Raw genomic sequence first — 20,128 nt, 5'->3', positions numbered from 1 at the left:
CATGAGCAATGCGAAGAAGTGGTTAATCATTATTTTATCCTTAGTTGTGCTGGGGCTTATCGGCTGGAATTTAGCGGGTAATGACACATCAGACTCACAGGAAAAAGTAATCAATGATGGGCAACCTAATTATCAAACTGATGATTCAGTAACTTACGTCTATAACCCAACAGGAAATCTAGCGTATAAACTCGTTTCGGATAAAATTGATAATTATACCGAAGGAAAAATCACGTGGTTTTCGAAACCCGTTTTAACCACTTATAATGAAGCGGGCGTGCCAACATGGACAGTCACTGCCTTTAAAGCAAGGTTAACAAACGATCGAGTGCTTTATCTGTACAGTGATGTTCAAGTCGATAGCTTAACGAAAGAGTCGCAAATTCAACGAATTACAACTGAAAGTGCAGTTGTCAATTTGACAACACAAGACGTTTCATCTGACGATAAAGTGACCATTATTGGACATGGCCTTAATTCTACTGGTCTAAAAATGAAGGGAAATCTTCGTACTAGAACCGCAGAATTAATCGAAGATGTGAAAACTCATTATGTGTTACAACCAGAAGAGCATCAAAATGAATCAAGTAACTAAGAAGCGTTTTATTCAAGGAGCGGTTGCCAGTGCAATTTTGGCTCTTAGCCTCCCAGCGATGGCATTAAAAAGTGACACCCAGCAACCGATGACAATTAACTCGGTTAAGCAATCCCTTGATCTAGAAAAGAACGTCACCACATTTACCGATGACGTCATCATTAAACAAGGTTCAATTGATATTCGAGCCAACAAAGTGGTTGTAACACGTCCAAGCAGCGACTCCGATAAAATCGTCATCGAAGCATTTGGTAACCCTGTGACCTTTTATCAGCTACAAGATGACGGCAAGCCAATTAAAGGCCATGCAAACAAAGCGCGTTATGAAGTTGATAAACAGCTCGTCACGTTAACGGGCGGTGCGTATTTAGAGCAGCTAGACAGCAATATTAAAGGCGACAAAATCACCTATGTTGTGCCAACACAGCAAATGGAAGCCTTTAGTGATAAAGGCAAGCGCGTGACTACTGTGATTTTGCCAGCGCAATTGCAAGAAAAAGGCCCAGCAGCAAACAATTCATCAGCAACTACGGGTAAGAGTAAATAATCGTTATGGCGACACTAACCGCAGAGAATCTGGCTAAATCCTATAAAAAACGCAAGGTTGTTGAAGATGTCAGCCTTGAAGTTAAATCAGGCGAAATTGTTGGCCTGTTAGGGCCAAATGGTGCCGGTAAAACCACCACCTTTTATATGGTTGTGGGCATTGTTCAGCGGGATGCGGGCAAAATTTTAATTGATGGTGAAGATATCAGCTTACTGCCACTGCATGAACGTGCGCGCCGCGGTATTGGCTATCTTCCTCAAGAAGCCTCTATTTTCCGTCGCCTTAGCGTTTATGATAACCTGATGGCGGTATTGGAAATCCGCGAAGATTTAACCTCTTCCCAACGTAAAGAACGTGCTGAAGAGTTAATGGAAGAATTTAGCATCACACATCTTCGCGACAGCATGGGGCAATCCCTTTCTGGTGGGGAACGCCGCCGAGTTGAGATTGCAAGGGCCCTCGCCGCTAACCCAAAATTCATCTTATTGGATGAACCCTTTGCGGGTGTCGACCCAATTTCTGTCTTGGATATTAAAAAAATTATCCAACATTTACGTGACTATGGCCTCGGTGTTTTGATTACCGACCATAACGTCCGTGAAACGTTAGATGTGTGTGAAAGAGCCTATATTGTCAGCCAAGGTCACCTGATTGCCCATGGTACACCAACCATGATATTGGAAAATGAACAAGTGAAACGTGTATACTTAGGTGAAGGTTTCCGGTTATAAACCGTATGTCGTATTCTATTGTTAGGGAGAAGAAAACAGTTTCATGAAGCAAAGTTTGCAGCTCAGAGTCAGTCAACAACTTGCGATGACCCCTCAATTACAACAGGCAATCCGTCTGCTGCAACTTTCTACACTTGAGCTTCAACAAGAAATCCAACTTGCGTTGGAAACTAACCCGCTTCTTGAGCAAGAAGAGTTAGGTTCTGAAACTGACTCGATTGATTCCCTTGCCACCACAGACAGCAGTGAGCTCGATACCAAAGACGCTTTAGAAAACAATGACATGCCTGAAGAACTTCCTCTTGATGCGGATTGGGACGAAATCTACACAGCAGGAACACCTTCAGGTACCAGCAACGATTACAGCTTCGATGAACTCCCTGTTTACCAAGGTGAAACCACTCAGACACTGCAAGATTACCTGATATGGCAATCGGATCTCACGCCGTTTACGGATACTGACCGTGCGATTGCCACCGCAATTATTGACTCCATAGATGACTCTGGCTATCTCACAACAACAATCTCTGATATACATGAAGGGATTGATAATCCAGAAATTAGTTTAGAAGAAGTGATTGCGGTACTTAAACGCATCCAGCACTTTGACCCACTTGGTGTCGCGGCACAAGATTTAAAAGAGTGTTTATTAATTCAGCTTTCGCTCTACCCAAAAGAAACGGAAGGTCTACAAGAAGCAAAGTTAATCATTACCAACCATATTGATTTACTGGCTAACCGTGATTTTAGGCAGCTTGGTAAATTAACGCGTTTAAAGGAAGATGCTTTAAAAACGGCTATCGACTTAATTCTCGCATTAAATCCAAAGCCAGGGCAGTCTATCAATACAGGTGAATCGGAATATGTTATTCCTGATGTTTTAGTGAAAAAGATAGCTGGGCACTGGCAAGTTGAGTTAAATACAGATAGCATTCCTAAACTCAGTATTAACAATCATTATGCTTCGATGGCAAATAGTTCAGCTAGCGATGATGATACACAATATATTCGCAGCCACCTGCAAGATGCAAAATGGTTGATTAAAAGCTTAGAAAGCCGCCATGAAACCTTGTTAAAAGTGGCGACCTGTATTGTCGAACAGCAACAAGAATTCTTTGAGCTGGGAGAGGAACACATGAAACCCATGATACTGGCGGATATTGCCTATCAAGTGGACATGCATGAATCCACCATCTCGCGAGTGACAACTCAAAAGTTTCTCCACAGCCCACGAGGCATTTTTGAGTTGAAGTATTTTTTCTCCAGCCATGTAAGCACGGATACAGGTGGCGAAGCCTCCTCTACCGCAATTCGGGCCTTGGTGAAAAAACTGGTTGCTGCGGAAAACCCCGCAAAACCATTGAGTGACAGTAAATTGACGAGTATGCTGGCAGAGCAAGGTATTCAAGTGGCTCGTCGTACTGTTGCTAAGTATCGTGAATCGTTATCTATTCCGCCCTCAAACCAGCGTAAACAACTGGTTTAATTGATAAAATAAGGAAGGTTGTATGGAATTTCAGATTACTGGACACAATATTGAAGTTACTCCAGCACTGCGTGAAACTGTTGAGAAAAAACTCAGTAAATTAGAGCAACTGTTTGACCGTATTAACAGTATCCAAGTCGTCCTGAAAGTTGAAAAAGTTCAGCAAATTGCTGAAGCAACCGTGCAAGTCAATGGAGCGGAGCTCCATGCATCAGCGGAAGAAAATGACATGTATGCCGCTATCGATTTACTGGTAGACAAACTGTCGCGCCAATTAACCAAACATAAAGAAAAACTGAGACAACATTAATACATTGAGGTGGCTGATTCGTTAGCCAACGAATGTTTCAAACCAGATGGTGGCATACATCATCTGGTTTTGTAGTCCTAAGTGAACAATAAAATGAATAGTGATATAGAAATCCAGTTAAACGATGTTTTATCATCAGCCTGTACACGTAATAATATTGTGTGCACCAGTAAAAAAAGAGCCCTAGAAATTATTAGTGAGCTGGCTGCCGTTGAATTGGAATTACCTGAAAATACGGTATTTGAAGCGTTATTAACCAGAGAAAAAGTCGGTACCACGGGTATTGGTGGCGGGATTGCAATCCCTCATGGCAAGTTAGATGAAAGCGAAAGTTCCCATGCTGTTGGTGTATTTTTGCATTTAGAAGAACCTATTGCCTTTGATGCGATTGATAATCAGCCTGTTGACCTGCTTTTTGCACTACTTGTGCCATCTGATCAATGCAAAACGCACTTACACACGCTCTCACTTATCGCCAAAAAGCTGGCCGATAAAACATTCTGTAAGCGTCTGCGTAGCGCACAAAGTGATGATGAACTATATAGTATTATTACTGAGTAAGTGATAATTTATGTGTCTTGCTATAGATTAATGATATTGCTATGGTTTTTATCATTAAAAACATGCAAAACACAGTTTATTAAGAAATACATCATTAGGAAACGAAAGGGAGTAAGCTCATGGTGCTGATGATTGTCAGCGGCCGTTCCGGTTCGGGGAAATCCGTTGCCTTACGTGCGCTGGAAGATATGGGTTTCTATTGCGTGGATAACCTGCCAGTCGTATTACTGCCAGAGTTAGCCAATTCACTGGCTGATCGTAACATCTCAGCAGCAGTGAGTATCGACGTGCGTAATATGCCCGACAATCCAGAAGTGTTTGAAGAAGCGATTGATAAATTACCCGCTAGCTTCTCTCCACAACTATTGTTTCTGGATGCCGATCGCAACACCCTGATCCGCCGCTACAGCGATACTCGCAGGTTACACCCACTTTCAAGTAAAAACCTGTCTCTTGAAAGCGCAATTGACGAAGAAAATGAGCTCCTAGAGCCACTTCGTTCACGGGCAGATTTAGTTATCGATACCTCTGAGATGTCTGTCCATGAACTTGCAGAAATGCTAAGAACGCGTTTAATGGGCAAACGTGAGCGTGAGCTGACAATGGTGTTTGAATCTTTCGGCTTCAAACATGGTATCCCTATTGATGCGGACTATGTTTTTGATGTGCGCTTTTTACCAAACCCACACTGGGACCCGAAACTGCGCCCAATGACAGGCCTTGATCGCCCTGTTGCTGCATTCTTGGATAGGCACACTGAAGTTCACAACTTTATCTACCAAACCCGTAGCTATTTAGAGTTATGGCTACCGATGTTAGAAACGAACAACCGTAGCTACTTAACCGTTGCGATTGGCTGTACGGGGGGGAAACACCGTTCTGTCTATGTTGCAGAACAGCTTGCTGACTATTTCCGCTCCCGTGGTAAAAACGTGCAATCGCGCCACAGGACTCTCGAAAAACGCAAGTAGCTGAAATGACTGTAAAAGCCACCATAACGCTAAAAAACCGCCTTGGAATGCATGCAAGACCAGCTATGTTACTTTATGATTTAGTTCAACAATTTAACTCTAAGGTTATTTTGCGGAATAATAGCCAAATTGAGGCAGAGGCGGATAGCGTTATCGCAATGTTGATGTTAGACTCGGAACAAGGCAGTAAAATTGATATTGAAGTGAGTGGTGCAGATGAAAATCAGGCATTATCCGCAATTGTTAACCTATTCGAGAGTGGGTTTGATGAAGAGTAAGCCTATTTCTACCTAACAATAAAAATATCAATATGCGTATTTTTACAAAGGCAGGCTTGGAGATCGTGATCCTGATCTCTTCCCTTTAAAGCGCATAGCGCCTAATATTTTAAACAAATTTATTAATAGCAACACCCCCTACCTTCTGGGTGGGGGGTGTTTGCTTTGTACGTCTCTATTGGAGTGTGGTATGACAAAGCCAACAATTATTATCAATGATTTAGATGCTGAACGCTTAGATGCACTAATGGAACAGCCAGCTTACGCAGGCACCCCTGTTGCTGAAGCGCTCAATGATGAACTTGACCGTGCGGATATTCTTAGCCCACAAGAAATTCCTGCTGACGTGGTCACAATGAACAGTACGGTTCGCTTTTTAGACCTCATTAGTAATGAAGAGCGCACACGTACATTAGTTTACCCTGCCTCGCTAAAAGACAGTGCAGAACAGTTATCTGTTATGGCGCCTATCGGTGCTGCACTATTAGGTATGCACGTTGGCGACGAAATTAGCTGGGAGCTGCCTAACGGTGTGCAAACACGCGTTCGTGTTCTTGAAATCGTGTATCAGCCAGAAGCGGCTGGTGAATTTCACCGTTAATTTCGACTTGCTGAATTAAGGATGGCTTAGCGAAAAAAGTTTTCTTGAAAAACTCAGGCAAGTCTTCTGGCATATTCAGGCACTCATTGAGTGCCTTTTTTGTGCCTAGTTATCTTGATAGATGATGCTACGGTTTTTTCGTTATACGCAGTAGCCTTTTGTGTTGCCACTGGCGAAAAAATTTATCCAATAAAAAGAGCCTAATCACCTTTATCGCTAATAACCCACCCCAAATAGACATCACCCAAATTGGCCAATCACGCTGCGGAGTATAAAAAGAGTTAACGGTATACAATACGGCACACACAATAATCGCAATGATGATGTTCTTCAGTAATTTTATTTCATCATTAACCCGCTTTTTCGCCTCTTCTATACGGCTGTCCAACTCATAACTTTCGAGTAAAGGCTCAGAGGTTAGCTCTGATACACTCACATTAAAAACGGATGCAAGTGCACTTAGAGTTTCTAAACTTGGCACTTCATTATTTTCAATGCGTTGGATCGTTCTTGTACTTAGGGATGACAATTGAGCAAGTTGCTCTTGCGACCAAGCCCTTGCCAATCTGAGCTGCTTGACTTTGTTTTCCATCATAACCTACCTTAGACCTAGCAATCTTCGTGTATGGCTATACTGTCAACTCAATAGAATTTTGACCACGACGCCTTAGCGACAGAGGGACGACAATAACATGACAGTTTATAAATCAATAAATTAGATAATATTATCACCAAGTAAAAGCGCCTAATAAAAAGTATTAGGCGCTTAAAGTTGTTCGTTAGATGAGGAAAGCCTTACTCCCCTGCAATACTCATTTCTGGGATCAACACAGAGCCGCACTGAATATTACTGCGAGTTTCGATATCATCAGCAATAGTGACCATATTGGCCCACATATCTTTTAGATTACCTGCAATAGTAATTTCACTCACTGGGTATTGGATTTCGCCGTTTTCAACCCAAAAGCCTGATGCACCACGAGAGTAATCCCCTGTAATGCCGCTCACACCTTGCCCCATTAACTCAGTAACGACTAAACCTGTTCCCATTTGTTTGAGCAATGCATCAAAAGAAAGCCCTTGCCCAGCGATACGCCAGTTATGAATTCCCCCCGCATGGCCTGTACTCTGTAAGCCCAGCTTTCGAGCTGAATAACTGGTCATTAGCCACGTTTGTAGAACGCCATCTTCCACGATATTACGCTCAGTTGTGCGTACACCTTCGCTATCGAAAGGTGAGGAGGCTAAACCGCCAATTAAATGTGGCTGCTCATTAATGGTTAACCAACTTGGTAAAATTTGTTTGCCAAGGCTGTCTAATAAAAAGGACGATTTACGGTAAATGCTGCTGCCGCTGATCGCCCCAACAAGGTGACCAAACAACCCTGTCGCCACTTCTGACGCAAAAATGACAGGGGCCTTCATCGTTGGCAGTTTTCTTGGGGATAGACGCGCTAACGTGCGGCGAGCGCATTCTTGACCCACCCACTCAGGGGATTTCAATGCATCCACACTGCGACCAATGGTGTAAGCGTAGTCACGCTCCATATCACCATTATGCTCTGCAATAACGCAGCTCGACATAGAATAACGACTTGAACAATAGCTTTGCAGCATGCCGTGGGAGTTCCCAAACACGCGCACACCGTAGTGGCCGTTAAAGCTACCGCCCTCGGTATTCACAATGCGCGAGTCCGCATTGAGCGCTGACATTTCAGCGATAGACGCTAAGCGGATAGCTTCTTCAGGAGAGAGCGCTGTCGCTTGGAATAATTTAAGATCAGGTGCTTCAAACGCCAGCAATGATTTTTCTGCTGGGCCCGCACAAGGGTCTTCAGAGGTATAATTCGCAATATCGATAGCGGCTTGAACGGTACGCTCGATGGCTTCAGGGCTTAAATCTGTTGAAGATGCGCTACCTTTACGCTGTTGGTGATAAACGGTGATCCCAAGGGCACCATCACTGTTAAATTCAACATTTTCAACTTCGCCTTGACGGGTACTAACGCTTATCCCTGTGCTTTTATTCACTGCCACTTCCGCGGCATCACAACGTGACTTTGCAAATTCTAATGCGTGCGCAACTGCATCTTCGAGTTTTTTACGTTGTTCTGTGACTTGTTCGGTTACACTCATGCATTCAATCCAATAATGTGGGGAAAATGTTTTTCTGCCCTAACATGCAAATGCTAGGTAGTCATAAAGGGGTTTTCCCAGTTACAATAGATAATAGTCAAATGTTAACACTCACAACGCAGTAAATCATATTAATTACGTGTAATTTCACGACTGTGTTTGGAAAAAGGAAAATCGATATGGCCAAACAGCCTGATGACTGGCTGGATGACATCCCAGCGCCGCAAGACGAAGAAGACGAGGAGATCATTTGGGTCAGCAAAAGCGAAATTAAACGCGATGCTGAGATCCTCAAAAAACTGGGGGCTGAACTCGTTGATTTAAGTAAAAGCGAGCTTGAACGTATTCCATTGGACACTCAACTACTTGAGGCCATTGAGCTCGCTCAAAAAATTAAACGTGAAGGTCGCCGTCGACAATTACAGCTTATCGGTAAGTTATTACGTTCACGTGAAGTGGAACCGATTACCGAAGCCCTTGATAAACTGAAAAACCGCCATAACCAGCAAGTCGTTATTCTGCATAAATTGGAAGATTTACGCACCCGTTTGCTGGAAGGGGGTGATGATGTGATTGAAGAAGTGGTGACGCTGTTCCCAACAACGGACAGGCAACAACTGCGCGCCCTTGTGCGTAATGCGAAAAAAGAACGTGAAGGCAACAAACCGCCAAAAGCGTATCGTCAAATATTCCAATATTTGAAAGACCAATCTGAAATCGCCTAATCGTTTTCCCCTACGCCTATTTTGGGCTAGGGGCTGTTTATCTTTGCTGCTGATTTTTACCGCTAAAAAGGTCAAAAAACAATTAAAACAATGATAAATGTGTCAATCAAGATGACTGGCTATTATCTACGTTAGCTATTGTGCTTAAACGCTGCCCTGCGGGTTCGATTAAAGCGCGTTTCACTCATTTGATGCTGTGTTGAGAGGCTCTTGCCTAGTTCACTAGGCGGCGAACCTCTCGCCTTGCCTAAAATGGCTTTAATTCGAATAAAAATTGACCATCAAAGATAAACAGCCCCTAGGGGAAAATCCTAAAAAGCATCCCTTCCATTGATAGCCCGCGTAAAGCGGCGTACTATTCGCCTGTTAGTCATACTCTGACCCGTATTATCGCGGCTGCTGAACCCCGATAAATAATGAGGAAGATATGGATAATACTCGAAATAGAGCATGGCGCAGAGCCCAAGCTCGTACCAATAAATCACGTGATCAACTGAACGCTCGCCTCGTCGACTGTTATGCGCCAGAAAAAAACTGGAAACAGATGTATGGGCGCAGTGAAAAAATGATCCGCGCAGCCCAACTTGGCATGGCCTATCCGCAAGTAAGCAGCGCCAAGCTTGTGCGTAATAGCCTTGATGAGATACAAGAAGATTAATGAATATTTTATTCATTTGCAGTAAAAATCAATGGCGTAGCCCAACCGCTGAACAGATCTGGCGCAATCATGCAAGCTGGGTCACCCGTTCAGCGGGAACCAGCCGCCACGCCAAACGCCCCGTTAATGCCGATTTAATCCGTTGGGCTGATGTCATTTTTGTGATGGAACAAAAACACAAAAACCGCCTTAAAGCTGATTTTTCGCGCCTACTTGAACACAAGCCCCTCCATGTTCTGGATATTCCTGATGATTATCAGTATATGGCTCCTGAACTGATAGCCTTACTGGAAGATGCAGTCCCTCACATCCTTAACCAAACTGCTGTTTAATTGCCTCAAGCAAGGTGGGAAACGTCGTGTAGCCTTCTCTATCCAGAAAATGCCCTGCATTCTCTTCTAAGATAACCTGTGTTTTTAATGCCTCCGCCAGCACTTTTGATGAGGATGGTGAGACAATTTCATCATTGGTTGATATGATTGAAATTCGCTTATCAGCCAGATCAGTTAATGTTGCATAGCCGAGTGGGCTCAAAGTGTGACTACGCAGCTCAGGTAGCGTCTGTTGCTCTTCATCAAAACCAGACACTAAGACATACCCCTTAACCGCTTGATTCTTATTTTGTAAAAAACGCAATGCGGTAACACAACCAAGGCTATGGCCAATCAACACAGACTCTTTATCAATGTCAAAAGGAAGCTGTTGCAAGCGCTGCTGCCATTTTACTGGATCAGGGGATAAAGAATCTGGCATGTCTGGCACATCAACTTGCGCGCCAAGCGCTTCAAGCTGGCTTTTTAACCATGGGAACCAATTTTTTTCGGGGGATGCTGTATAGCCATGGATAATAACGAATTTTTGATTTATTAATGGCCGTAACATCGAAGTGAAGTTGCTCATCTTAGAATTCCTATCAACTCAGTCATCTTGCTTAGACTTTACCATGAGTGATTGGAAAATCAGTTAGCACTTTTTGTTATATCTAAAGCAAAAACAAATTCGTCTTCCCACATGTCTTGTGCATCATTCATCACATCAATAATATCGGAAAATTCGATGCGTTGTTCTGCACTCATGTGGCTAAAAATAATTGTCACGGGAAGCTCAATGCCTGCAGAAACCATGTCCCACAAAGCATCGAGGTTATGACCAAACCAATCTGGAAGCGAAAATTGCTGAGCAAATTGCTGATAAAAATCATTCAGTGTGTTTATCTGACGAAAATCAAAGCTCACCTGTTTGCTCATCGCGATGCTTCCTTTAATTAACTTGTTTAAAGCTCTTATAATGGTCGTGGGTAACAAAAATCATCCCATCTGAAGAGTATAGCAAACGATCGGCCCCGCGGTGCCCACAACGGTAGTTGATATCCGCTTCAAACCATTGGCGATTATCTGCGATAGGCAATGATTTTTCGCGATTCGAAAAACGATCCCCCCCAATTGCCCGCCCAGGTAAGACATCGCAAAGATTGCCTTTTTTGGCATCCCAACCCGCTTGTCTCGCCTCTTTTTTCGTTAAATAAAATGCAGGAAGTTTTTGATATTTCTGCATATAACTAACGACATTCTGTTGATCAGTCAGTTGGTCAATAGTTTTAGGAAGGGCATTTTCTCGGGCGATTGTTTGTTCTGGAATCGCTGGTTTGTCTGCTTGTGGTTTATCTTGAACATCACCGCCACGAAAGTATAGGCTCAGTACAATCAAAACGGCCATCAACACCAGTGATATAACTCTTTTATTCATTTATTACCTTCATAATGACAATAACGGCAACCCATACTGGCGCAAAGGCTGCCGTTTAACCCGCTATAACGTGGGATATCGCGAAATTATGCAGTACCACCCACCGTCATTTTGTCTAATTTCAGGGTTGGCTGACCGACGCCCACTGGCACACTTTGGCCTTCTTTACCACAAACGCCGACACCTTTGTCTAGTGCGAGGTCATTACCTACCATGGAAATTTGCTGCATCGCCTCAACACCAGAGCCAATCAGTGTAGCCCCTTTCACTGGCGATGTGATTTTCCCATTTTCAATTAAGTAGGCTTCAGAGGTTGAAAACACAAATTTACCCGAGGTGATGTCAACCTGACCGCCGCCAAAATTCGGTGCGTAAATGCCTTTGTCGACGCTAGCAATGATTTCTTCTGGCGTTGAAGAACCTGCCAGCATGTAAGTGTTCGTCATGCGCGGCATTGGCAGATGCGCATAAGATTCACGACGTGCATTACCTGTTGGGGAAACGCCCATCAGGCGTGCATTCAGTTTATCTTGAATATAGTTACGTAAAATACCATTTTCTATTAGGACGTTATATTGCCCTGGTACCCCTTCATCATCGATAGCAAGAGAACCACGACGACCCGCAATCGTGCCATCATCCACCACAGTACACAGTGGCGAAGCCACTTGCTCCCCCATTTGCCCAGAAAATACGGATGTCCCACGACGGTTAAAGTCACCTTCAAGGCCATGGCCAACCGCTTCGTGTAACAGTACACCTGGCCAACCCGCTCCCAGTACCACAGGCATCATTCCAGCAGGTGCTGCAACGGCAGATAAATTCACCAACGCCATACGTACCGCTTCACGGGCATATTGCTCTGCCACAATTTGGCCTTGATGTAATTCTAAGAAATATTCATAACCATAACGGCCACCACCGCCACTGGCACCACGTTCACGCTTGCCGTCATGTTCGACTAATACACTGACAGAAAGGCGCACTAATGGGCGAATATCTGCCGCCAATGTACCATCAGTTGCGGCAACCAGTACTTGCTCGTAAACACCTGTTAAACTCGCATTCACTTCGATAACACGCGGGTCTTCAGCACGGGCGACTTGGTCAACACGGTGCAATAAATCAATTTTTTGTTCACGCGACAGGCTCTGTAATGGATCAACTACGGAGTACAGTTTTTTATATTCAACATTGCTTAAAACGCGTGATTTACCAGAGCCTTGTTCGTTCACAATGCTTCGTGCTGCGGTAGCGCTTTGCATCAGCGCTTGCAGTGAAATTTGGTCTGCATAAGCAAACCCTGTTTTTTCCCCGCTTACCGCTCTTACACCAACACCTTGGTCAATATTGTAAGAGCCATCTTTAATGATCCTATCTTCAAGTACCCAAGACTCATGGAAACTTGATTGAAAAAACAGATCCGCATAATCCAGATGGCGCTCAGATAATACCCCTAAAATGTCATACAGATTTTCTTGCCCAAGGCGGTTGGCGGCCAGCAAATGTTCGCTGACAGAAGCTAAACTCATATTCGTTACTCTTTGGTTGCGTCTTTTTTAATCAGAGAGGTCAGTTGCGGTCTGAAGCGGTTATGTTTAACGACTCGAATTTGCTCACGCATGACACTCAAACTGTCTGTTTTAATATTCAATACCGTCGATGCCACTGCATCCACGTTCTTTTTCATCACTTTACCCCAACCATCAACGGCAAGGCTATGACCCCACGTGCGGCGGGTTCCATGCACACCCACTTGAGCAGGTGCCAAAATATAACATTGGTTTTCAATCGCACGAGCGCGCAATAATGGCTCCCAGTGTGCTTGACCGGTATAACGGGTAAATGCGGCTGGAACAGAAATAATCTCCGCACCTTGTTCGCGCAGCGCTTGGAACAAGCCTGGGAAACGTAAGTCATAACAAATCGTCATCCCTAACCGACCCACAGGGGTATCCACCACCGTAATATGTTCTCCGCGTTGATAAATCACAGACTCATTATAGTTCCCTTGCTCATCTTCAATATTCACATCAAACATATGAATTTTATCGTAGCGAGCTTTGATATTACCTTCGGAATCAAATAATAAGCTGCTGCTTGTAATACGTTCGGGATCTTCACGGCTGACCATCGGCATAGACCCAACGAGGATCCACACATTATACCGTTTCGCCATGCTGCTGATAGCGTCTTGCAGCGGGCCTTTTCCTTGGACCTCAGCTTGTTTACGGTAAGTCGCGGCGTCCGCAAAGAGCAATGCATTTTCAGGTGTCAAAACTAACTGAACAGTCTCTGGCAACTGTTTGATTTGTTGCTCGATTTGCGCCAAATTGTGCTTAGTATTATTTCCGCTACATAACTGCAAAAGTGCAACGTTACCATTTTTCATTACTCTTGAGTCTCCTTTAGTTGACGTAATACTTCATCAATTTTTGGCTCGTCCAAGCTACCTGTTACACGATAACGGATAACAGAAACTTTGCTCCATAATGGACCGAGCACTTTCGTCGCCGCGAATACCGCAGCGCCTGCAAATGGGTTGACCACAAATGCGGTTGCTACCCCTACTGTAGCAGAAATTTCAGGAGTAATGACCGCTTCTAAGTTAATTTGACGTTTAACAAGGTCAACCTCACCATTTAAAGCAATATCCGCGACCAAGCCATCCACAACTGTGTTTTTTGATGTCATTACGCCATTGTGAAGGGTTGCATCCCCTTTAATCGAGTCAAAATCGAAATCGTTGTTAAACGTATCGCGAAAATCGAACTGTAACTTCCGTAATAAGGCGTCGAAGCTGACTAAGCGCAGGATCTGCCCTGCACGCCCACCGCCCATCTTCGCTATCGCCCCTTTACCCAGTTTTGCCGAGAGCTTACCGTTTAATGAGGCAATGTCTGGTGACCACGGCAAATTACCCCAGTCTAAATTAAATTCAATCGTATAAGGGGACTCAATAATTGGCACTAACATACCGAAATAAGCCGCCGTTTCATCGAAAGCTTCTCCCGTTAAGGAGCCCGCTACTTCGGTTTTATTACCATCACCGCTGTGCCAAATAGCATCCAATTTTAGCTGCATTGCACTATTGTTTAGCACACCACCAGTGAGTTGCAACGCATTGCCTTGCGGAATGATATTCGCGCTAAACTCACCCAGTTTTTGCCCCGCTAGCCAGCACTCTTTACAAGCCACATTCAGTTGGGGCCAGTGGCTAAAATCAAAGCGCTCGGAACCCGTTGTACTTTCCGCGATTGAACTTGGGTTGTAATACAGGTAATCAATCTCGACTTTCCAAGGCTGTTTGGCATAAATTTGCAGCGAACCTTTTAGATTTTCACTATCTACGCTAACAACTTGGTCATCCCGTTGTAAATCATACGAAAAGTTTAAATCTTTCCAATACTGTCCACCAAGGTAAATAGAAGCCAGTTTGATCTCCAGTACTTCAGGAAGGCGAATATTAACGCCACCTTGACGGCTGTTTGATGAAACTAACAACCCAGCGAGTTTGTCCCAGTCCATGGCCTTAACAGGGGGAAGAGAGACAACAATCGCCGTATTTTTCGGTAATTCAGGTGCTTGGTTTTGCCATGGGGCAATGTGAGCTTTGACTAGCCTTAACGGCTTATCATTCAAGTTCCACACTGTATTAAAGCCAAGACGTTTGCCGATATCACCACCAATGGTCAATTGCTCAGTATCGCCTTTTGCTTGAACATTAATTTGCCCTAATTCTGCTAGTAACTGGCTATTTAGCGCAGGTAATTGGCTTTGTAGCTGCTTCAAGCCAGCAGTGACATCAATTTGCAAATTCACTTTTTCTTTTGCTGAGTCAGGTAAATTTATCGTGACATGACCTTTCCAATCACTGGTACCAGACACTTTCTGTTTAATTTCTTCAGGGAGCATCGCCAATTTATTCAGCGCCCAATTCCCTGCGATGTTCACATCAACCTGATAATCTTTCGAGCCCATCAACGTTGTAAAATCAACAGAAATAGGTTGCCCAAACCACTGTCCCTGTAGCTTATCACCAATCAAGTCGCCATTATTAAAGCTAAAACTGCCTGTTAGTGACGAAATAGTGCTATCAATCGGCTGAATGAATAAATCATTTTTATTAAGGTTAACCTTCCCTTTTGCGACAACATCTTTCCCCCCAGTTAATGGGATAGACAAACTGAGCTGTCCATTCACGATGCCACCAATTTGTAACTCTTCCAAGGTATCACCTATGGAATGTTTCATCGGTGTGTGCACAAAATATTGCTGAATTTGCTTTCCTGTGCCACTAATATCCGCATCGATATACAGCATTTCGTCGGTGTAATCACGGATAATCGCATCAAGGTTGGTTGCGGTTGCATCTGCCAGTTTGACCGTTGGCGCATGCATATACAGACCTGCACGGCGAAAATCTAAATCCATGTCCAAGTTGAGTAACGCTGGCCATTCGCTGTCATACTCGAAAGTGGCATCTCTCAGCGGCACATACACTTGGAATTGACCGTCATTGTGGCCATATGGGAAATTGGCAGGATCACCTTTATACACCAATGTGGCGTTGTCGACCTTACCTGCAATAATCGCTTTTGTCAGGTAGTCAGCAACATCTTGCCCCATTAATTTTTGAGGGAAATAGCGCCATGCATCTCCTGCATCATCTAGTCGAATGCCCGATAGAATGGCTAAATCGGCATAATTGCCTTTTTTGGCTTTGGCATAACGAAATTCGCCGTTTGCCCACAGCGATGTGGCTTGTACATCTAAGGCAGGGCTCCAAAGCTTAAATTCACTGTCGTTATCTACCCAATACAGCTGCCCTTTTGCAGTGGAAATCGTAAAAGGCGCTTTAAATTCATCACGGTAATCGACTTCGCTGTCTTGCAGGTTGAAAGAGAGCCCACCACTTTGCATTCCCCCTATCAATACACCAGAGAAATGATCCACAGAAGGAAGCGCCTTCCATTTTTTCCAGCTAACATCCTGCCAATCTAAGCTAACTTGCAAAGATTCAGGCCTATTTTGCGTCGCATCCAGCGCAAATTCGCTCACGATCCCTGTTGGTTGTCGGTGTTGCCAATCTTGCACCATGTCTGGTGTGAGAAATGAAAACGTTGGTAGGACTTCACTTAGACGCTCAAGCTCAATATTCTTTGCTCGAACACGCCAATGGTCGTTATCTTGATATTTTTTCGATGCAGGTAAATACAGCACCGACACACTACCTTGCGGCCAAATGAATTCATTGGTTTTTAATGTATCAAGCTCAGGAATATTAAATAACCAACCATCTCCCTGCCTTTTCATTCGTAGCAGTAAATCATTCACTTGCAAATTCTGAGCTAACTCTCCCGTCCCCCAGTTAGCTTCCCCTTGACGCAGTTGAATCAAGCCACTTTCAATACGGTTATCTTTTAAACTGATCCAAGAAGATAGGCTAAAGTTCGCATCACGTAATGATGTGTTATCTCGTAACCAGCGACTTAACCAAGGCTGCATATCAATATTGTCGGCTTGAAGATAAAAAATGCCATCACTCAATGCACCATTTTTATCTGATACATCCAGTTTAACTTGCAGATACCCATGCTGTTTATTAATGGTTTCAAGGCTGACAAAGCCTTGAGCGCGGTGACGTTCATTTTCATTCAGCCAAGAAAGTTCTGGCAGAATTAACGTGGTCTTTTGCTCTGAAGGCGTTAAGAAGGTCAATTGACTGTCTTTTAACGTAAAATGGTCAAATTGACGTAAAAATAGCTCTTCAACGCCATCTAATGACCCACCTTCGGGGGAGCCTTCAAAAGAAAAGGGAATTTTGTAATCGACATTGAGTTGGTAGAATGTCAGGTCGCGAAAGCGCCAACGCAGGGAAAAAAGCGAGTTCCAAATATCCAGTTCGAGGTGGATTTGCTTGGCACTTACATCCGTTGTTTCATTTTGCAACGTGGTATCAGATAACGTAAGAATAGGGCCAAAATAACGCCATGCCCCTTCAATCTTACCTATTTTTACCGAAACATCGGCCTTTTTTTCGATATAAGCAATAAGATCGGGGCGATAACTATCAATATTCGGTAAAAGGAAACGCAGCCCTGTCAGCACCAGCGCGCACAGCAATAAAATAACCGCAGTGGTCACCAGTACTACACGTGGCAGTCGTTTCACTTATTTCTCCTTTAAGCAAACAGGCTACATCATCACAACATCAAAGCGTTCTTGGCTGTATAACGGCTCAGTCTGAACTTTCACTTGCTTCCCAACGAAGATTTCTACTTCAGCTAGTGCGTGTGATTCATCCCCTTTGAGCACATCCACCACAGCTTGTGATGCATAGACTAAGAAGCGATCAGCATCGATCGTGCGGTGAACTCTCACAATTTCACGTAAGATTTCATAACATACCGTTTCCACTGATTTCACCGTACCACGGCCTTGGCAAGTTGGGCAATCATCACACAATACGTGTTCAAGGCTTTCTCTTGTCCGCTTACGGGTCATTTCCACTAAGCCAAGTTGCGAGAAACCGTTGATCGTCGTTTTAACTTTATCTTTGCTTAACGCTTGTTCCAGCGATGCTAATACACGACGGCGGTGCTCAGCATCAGTCATATCAATAAAGTCGATGATGATAATCCCGCCTAAATTGCGTAAGCGTAACTGACGTGCAATCGCTTGAGTCGCTTCAATATTGGTATTGAAAATGGTTTCTTCTAGATTACGATGGCCAACAAATGCCCCCGTATTGATGTCGATGGTGGTCATGGCTTCAGTTTGATCGATGATCAGGTAACCACCTGATTTCAACTCAACTTTTCTGTCCATCGCCCGTTGAATTTCATTTTCAACATCAAATAAATCGAAAATCGGCTGGTTACCTTGGTATAACTCCAGCTTTGCCGTCATTTCTGGCACATACTCTTCGATAAATTCTTGTAATTGAGTATAGGTCAAACGGGAGTCAACGCGAATTCTATCGAGATGAGCGCCTGCAAAATCACGGATAATACGAAAAGCGAGCGCTAATTCACCGTAAATCTTTGTTCGGGTAACATTGCGTTTTTTCCGCTCAATAACTTTTGCCCAAAGACGTTTTAAGAAAGCGGCATCTTGTTTGACTTCATCTTCCCCCACACCTTCCGCTGCAGTACGAATAATAAAGCCACCATTTTCATCACAATATTGGGCAACACATTGCTTTAAGCGTTCTCTTTCTTCTTCACTTTCAATGCGTTGAGAAACCCCCACATGAGAAGCTCCTGGCATGAAAACTAAATAGCGTGAAGGCAGAGTAATGTCTGTCGTCAGCCTCGCCCCTTTGGTTCCTAACGGGTCTTTTACCACTTGTACAATCAGGTCTTGGCCCTGTTTAACCAGTTCGGCAATATCCCTGACGTGAAAGTTTTTTTGCTCATCACCCGCAATGCATTCGGTGTGCGGCATGATATCGGATGCATGCAAAAAGGCGGCTTTCTCCAGACCAATATCAACAAAGGCCGCCTGCATTCCGGGTAAAACGCGGCTCACGCGGCCTTTGTAAATATTCCCTACAAGTCCTCTTTTTGCTTCTCGCTCAACATGTATTTCTTGTAAAATCCCACCATCAATATAAGCTACGCGCGTTTCAGATGGTGTAATGTTCACTAGTAGTTCCGCTGTCATGACTTCCCCTTACCATCACCTAACGCTAAAAATCGTTGAATTAATTCATTTGTTTCGACCAAAGGTAAACCCACTACACCGTGGTAACTGCCATTAATTTTACGAATAAAACGACCACCAAGGCCTTGGATTGCATAGGCCCCCGCTTTATCCATAGGCTCACCTGACTGTATATAATCCTGTATTTCAAGTAAAGATAACCCGCTGAATGTCACATCTGTCACAATCAACTCGTGTAATGTCTGTTGGCGATCGGAAATTGCTATCGCTGTCATCACTTGGTGAGTTTTACCCGATAACGCGCTGAGCATCTCTTGAGCGTGCTGGTCATCCCTTGGTTTTTCAAGGATTTTCCCATCCAGAACCACAATCGTATCCGCCCCTAAGACAGGCTTATCTTCCGGTGCAATGGCAACACCTGCTAAGGATTTATCACACGCTAGTCGCTGTACATAACCTTCTGGCGTCTCACCCGGTTGCCACTGTTCCTCTACCTCTGGACGTAAAATTTCAAAAGAATAGTCAAGATATTGCACCAATTCGCGTCGGCGGGGTGAACCTGATGCCAAATAGATTAAATTCATAAAAAATATTTTCCGTCAGATACGACAGTTAAAGCCCTTAACACACTGAAAACTGTCGACGAATTTTTCGTAAAAGCAAAAACAGCCATGGCCACAGGATACCATTGACGAGACTATTCCAGAATACTTGCGGATGGAATAATACCTGAGATGATAAAAACTCAGCCCAAAATACCGCCAGATCTTGGATAATGGTCAACAACATAATGACGAGCGCTTGCTGCCATAGCGCCATATTGCGTAATAATTGATGTTTATAGGCGACGAGATAACAAATAATACTGAAGGAAAGCGCGTGAACGCCCAGAGCAGAGCCTTGAATGGAGTCAACAATAATACCTAAAATAAAGCTGGTGCCAACGCTCACGCGGTGTGGCAACGCCATCACCCAATACGCTAAAATCAACAGCAACCATGATGGCCGATAAAAATTAAGCTGTTCTGGCCACGGCATGACTTGCAAAATCAGAGCAATAATAAAGGACAGCCAGATAATAGCACGTCCATTACCACGGTATTCATCCATTTAAT

23 protein-coding genes are annotated in these 20,128 nt (G+C 43.9%); 12 read left to right on the top strand and 11 right to left on the bottom strand.

Going from position 1 to position 20,128, the window contains the following annotated elements:
• The first annotated feature begins 1 nt into the window (after position 1).
• From lptC to rnk, 9 genes are all read left to right on the top strand, one after another.
• Positions 2-595, top strand: coding sequence for an LPS export ABC transporter periplasmic protein LptC (gene lptC, locus AABS66_RS07780; RefSeq protein WP_206083552.1), 594 nt, complete (start codon positions 2-4; stop codon positions 593-595).
• The gene (lptA, locus tag AABS66_RS07775; protein WP_206083551.1) at positions 579-1,142 is read left to right on the top strand and encodes a lipopolysaccharide ABC transporter substrate-binding protein LptA; all 564 of its coding nucleotides are present in this window, start codon (positions 579-581) and stop codon (positions 1,140-1,142) included. Before lptC ends, lptA begins: the two co-directional genes overlap by 17 nt.
• Before the next feature lie 5 nt (positions 1,143-1,147).
• Entirely contained in the window at positions 1,148-1,873 is a 726-nt protein-coding gene (gene lptB / locus AABS66_RS07770; protein ID WP_206083550.1) for an LPS export ABC transporter ATP-binding protein, read from the top strand.
• Positions 1,874-1,916: 43 nt separating this feature from the next.
• Positions 1,917-3,359: an RNA polymerase factor sigma-54 gene (gene rpoN / locus AABS66_RS07765; RefSeq protein WP_206083549.1), complete on the top strand. Its 1,443-nt coding sequence runs from the start codon at positions 1,917-1,919 to the stop codon at positions 3,357-3,359.
• 22 nt (positions 3,360-3,381) lie between these two features.
• Positions 3,382-3,669 (top strand): ribosome hibernation promoting factor, encoded by a 288-nt coding sequence (gene hpf / locus AABS66_RS07760; protein WP_206083548.1) that lies wholly within the window; start codon positions 3,382-3,384, stop codon positions 3,667-3,669.
• A 93-nt stretch (positions 3,670-3,762) separates the two neighbouring features.
• A complete protein-coding gene (gene ptsN / locus AABS66_RS07755; protein ID WP_206083547.1) occupies positions 3,763-4,230 on the top strand; it encodes a PTS IIA-like nitrogen regulatory protein PtsN in 468 nt (155 codons plus the stop codon).
• A gap of 119 nt (positions 4,231-4,349) precedes the next feature.
• On the top strand, positions 4,350-5,201 hold the full coding sequence (gene rapZ / locus AABS66_RS07750; RefSeq protein WP_206083546.1) for an RNase adapter RapZ: 852 nt from the start codon (positions 4,350-4,352) through the stop codon (positions 5,199-5,201).
• 5 nt (positions 5,202-5,206) lie between these two features.
• Positions 5,207-5,479 carry a PTS phosphocarrier protein NPr gene (gene npr, locus AABS66_RS07745; protein WP_206083545.1) on the top strand — a complete coding sequence of 91 codons (273 nt, stop codon included), beginning with the start codon at positions 5,207-5,209 and terminating at the stop codon, positions 5,477-5,479.
• 190 nt (positions 5,480-5,669) lie between these two features.
• Entirely contained in the window at positions 5,670-6,080 is a 411-nt protein-coding gene (rnk, locus tag AABS66_RS07740; protein WP_225818527.1) for a nucleoside diphosphate kinase regulator, read from the top strand.
• A gap of 127 nt (positions 6,081-6,207) precedes the next feature.
• On the opposite strand, the gene AABS66_RS07735 is transcribed toward rnk, so the two are convergent.
• Both AABS66_RS07735 and pmbA read right to left on the bottom strand, forming a co-directional pair.
• On the bottom strand, positions 6,208-6,675 hold the full coding sequence (locus tag AABS66_RS07735; RefSeq protein ID WP_206083543.1) for a helix-turn-helix domain-containing protein: 468 nt from the start codon (positions 6,673-6,675) through the stop codon (positions 6,208-6,210).
• Between the two features lie 200 nt (positions 6,676-6,875).
• A complete protein-coding gene (gene pmbA / locus AABS66_RS07730; RefSeq protein WP_206083542.1) occupies positions 6,876-8,216 on the bottom strand; it encodes a metalloprotease PmbA in 1,341 nt (446 codons plus the stop codon).
• A 179-nt stretch (positions 8,217-8,395) separates the two neighbouring features.
• Here pmbA and yjgA point away from each other — a divergent pair, with 179 nt between their 5' ends.
• The 3 genes from yjgA (at position 8,396) to AABS66_RS07715 (ending at position 9,931) form a co-directional block, all read left to right on the top strand.
• Positions 8,396-8,941, top strand: coding sequence for a ribosome biogenesis factor YjgA (yjgA, locus tag AABS66_RS07725; RefSeq protein WP_206083541.1), 546 nt, complete (start codon positions 8,396-8,398; stop codon positions 8,939-8,941).
• A 427-nt stretch (positions 8,942-9,368) separates the two neighbouring features.
• Complete coding sequence (locus tag AABS66_RS07720; protein ID WP_206083540.1) at positions 9,369-9,599, top strand: hypothetical protein; 231 nt, start codon at positions 9,369-9,371, stop codon at positions 9,597-9,599.
• Positions 9,599-9,931 carry a low molecular weight protein tyrosine phosphatase family protein gene (locus tag AABS66_RS07715; RefSeq protein ID WP_206083539.1) on the top strand — a complete coding sequence of 111 codons (333 nt, stop codon included), beginning with the start codon at positions 9,599-9,601 and terminating at the stop codon, positions 9,929-9,931. Before AABS66_RS07720 ends, AABS66_RS07715 begins: the two co-directional genes overlap by 1 nt.
• Here the strand turns inward: AABS66_RS07715 and AABS66_RS07710 are convergent.
• The 9 genes from AABS66_RS07710 to mreD form a co-directional block, all read right to left on the bottom strand.
• Positions 9,912-10,499: an RBBP9/YdeN family alpha/beta hydrolase gene (locus AABS66_RS07710; RefSeq protein ID WP_272539228.1), complete on the bottom strand. Its 588-nt coding sequence runs from the start codon at positions 10,497-10,499 to the stop codon at positions 9,912-9,914. The genes AABS66_RS07715 and AABS66_RS07710 overlap by 20 nt on opposite strands.
• 59 nt (positions 10,500-10,558) lie before the next feature.
• Positions 10,559-10,846, bottom strand: coding sequence for a barstar family protein (locus AABS66_RS07705; protein ID WP_047757384.1), 288 nt, complete (start codon positions 10,844-10,846; stop codon positions 10,559-10,561).
• Between the two features lie 13 nt (positions 10,847-10,859).
• Positions 10,860-11,345, bottom strand: a complete 486-nt coding sequence (locus tag AABS66_RS07700) for a ribonuclease domain-containing protein (RefSeq protein ID WP_206083537.1) — start codon at positions 11,343-11,345, stop codon at positions 10,860-10,862.
• A gap of 86 nt (positions 11,346-11,431) precedes the next feature.
• Positions 11,432-12,877 (bottom strand): metalloprotease TldD, encoded by a 1,446-nt coding sequence (gene tldD / locus AABS66_RS07695; RefSeq protein ID WP_206083536.1) that lies wholly within the window; start codon positions 12,875-12,877, stop codon positions 11,432-11,434.
• 5 nt (positions 12,878-12,882) lie between these two features.
• Positions 12,883-13,737, bottom strand: coding sequence for a deaminated glutathione amidase (nit1, locus tag AABS66_RS07690; RefSeq protein ID WP_206083535.1), 855 nt, complete (start codon positions 13,735-13,737; stop codon positions 12,883-12,885).
• A complete protein-coding gene (gene yhdP, locus AABS66_RS07685; protein ID WP_430224746.1) occupies positions 13,737-17,519 on the bottom strand; it encodes an AsmA2 domain-containing protein YhdP in 3,783 nt (1,260 codons plus the stop codon). Before yhdP ends, nit1 begins: the two co-directional genes overlap by 1 nt.
• A gap of 24 nt (positions 17,520-17,543) precedes the next feature.
• Positions 17,544-19,013: a ribonuclease G gene (gene rng / locus AABS66_RS07680; RefSeq protein WP_206083533.1), complete on the bottom strand. Its 1,470-nt coding sequence runs from the start codon at positions 19,011-19,013 to the stop codon at positions 17,544-17,546.
• On the bottom strand, positions 19,010-19,597 hold the full coding sequence (locus tag AABS66_RS07675; protein WP_206083532.1) for a Maf family protein: 588 nt from the start codon (positions 19,595-19,597) through the stop codon (positions 19,010-19,012). Before AABS66_RS07675 ends, rng begins: the two co-directional genes overlap by 4 nt.
• Positions 19,598-19,634: 37 nt before the next feature.
• Positions 19,635-20,123 carry a rod shape-determining protein MreD gene (gene mreD, locus AABS66_RS07670; RefSeq protein ID WP_206083531.1) on the bottom strand — a complete coding sequence of 163 codons (489 nt, stop codon included), beginning with the start codon at positions 20,121-20,123 and terminating at the stop codon, positions 19,635-19,637.
• Between the last annotated feature and the right edge of the window lie 5 nt (positions 20,124-20,128).

Origin of the sequence: Providencia sp. SP181 (genome assembly GCF_050446505.1) — a bacterium.
Taxonomy (GTDB): domain Bacteria; phylum Pseudomonadota; class Gammaproteobacteria; order Enterobacterales; family Enterobacteriaceae; genus Providencia; species Providencia vermicola.
Note: the sequence above shows the minus strand (reverse complement) of the source record. Positions and strands in the feature narration are given on the sequence as shown.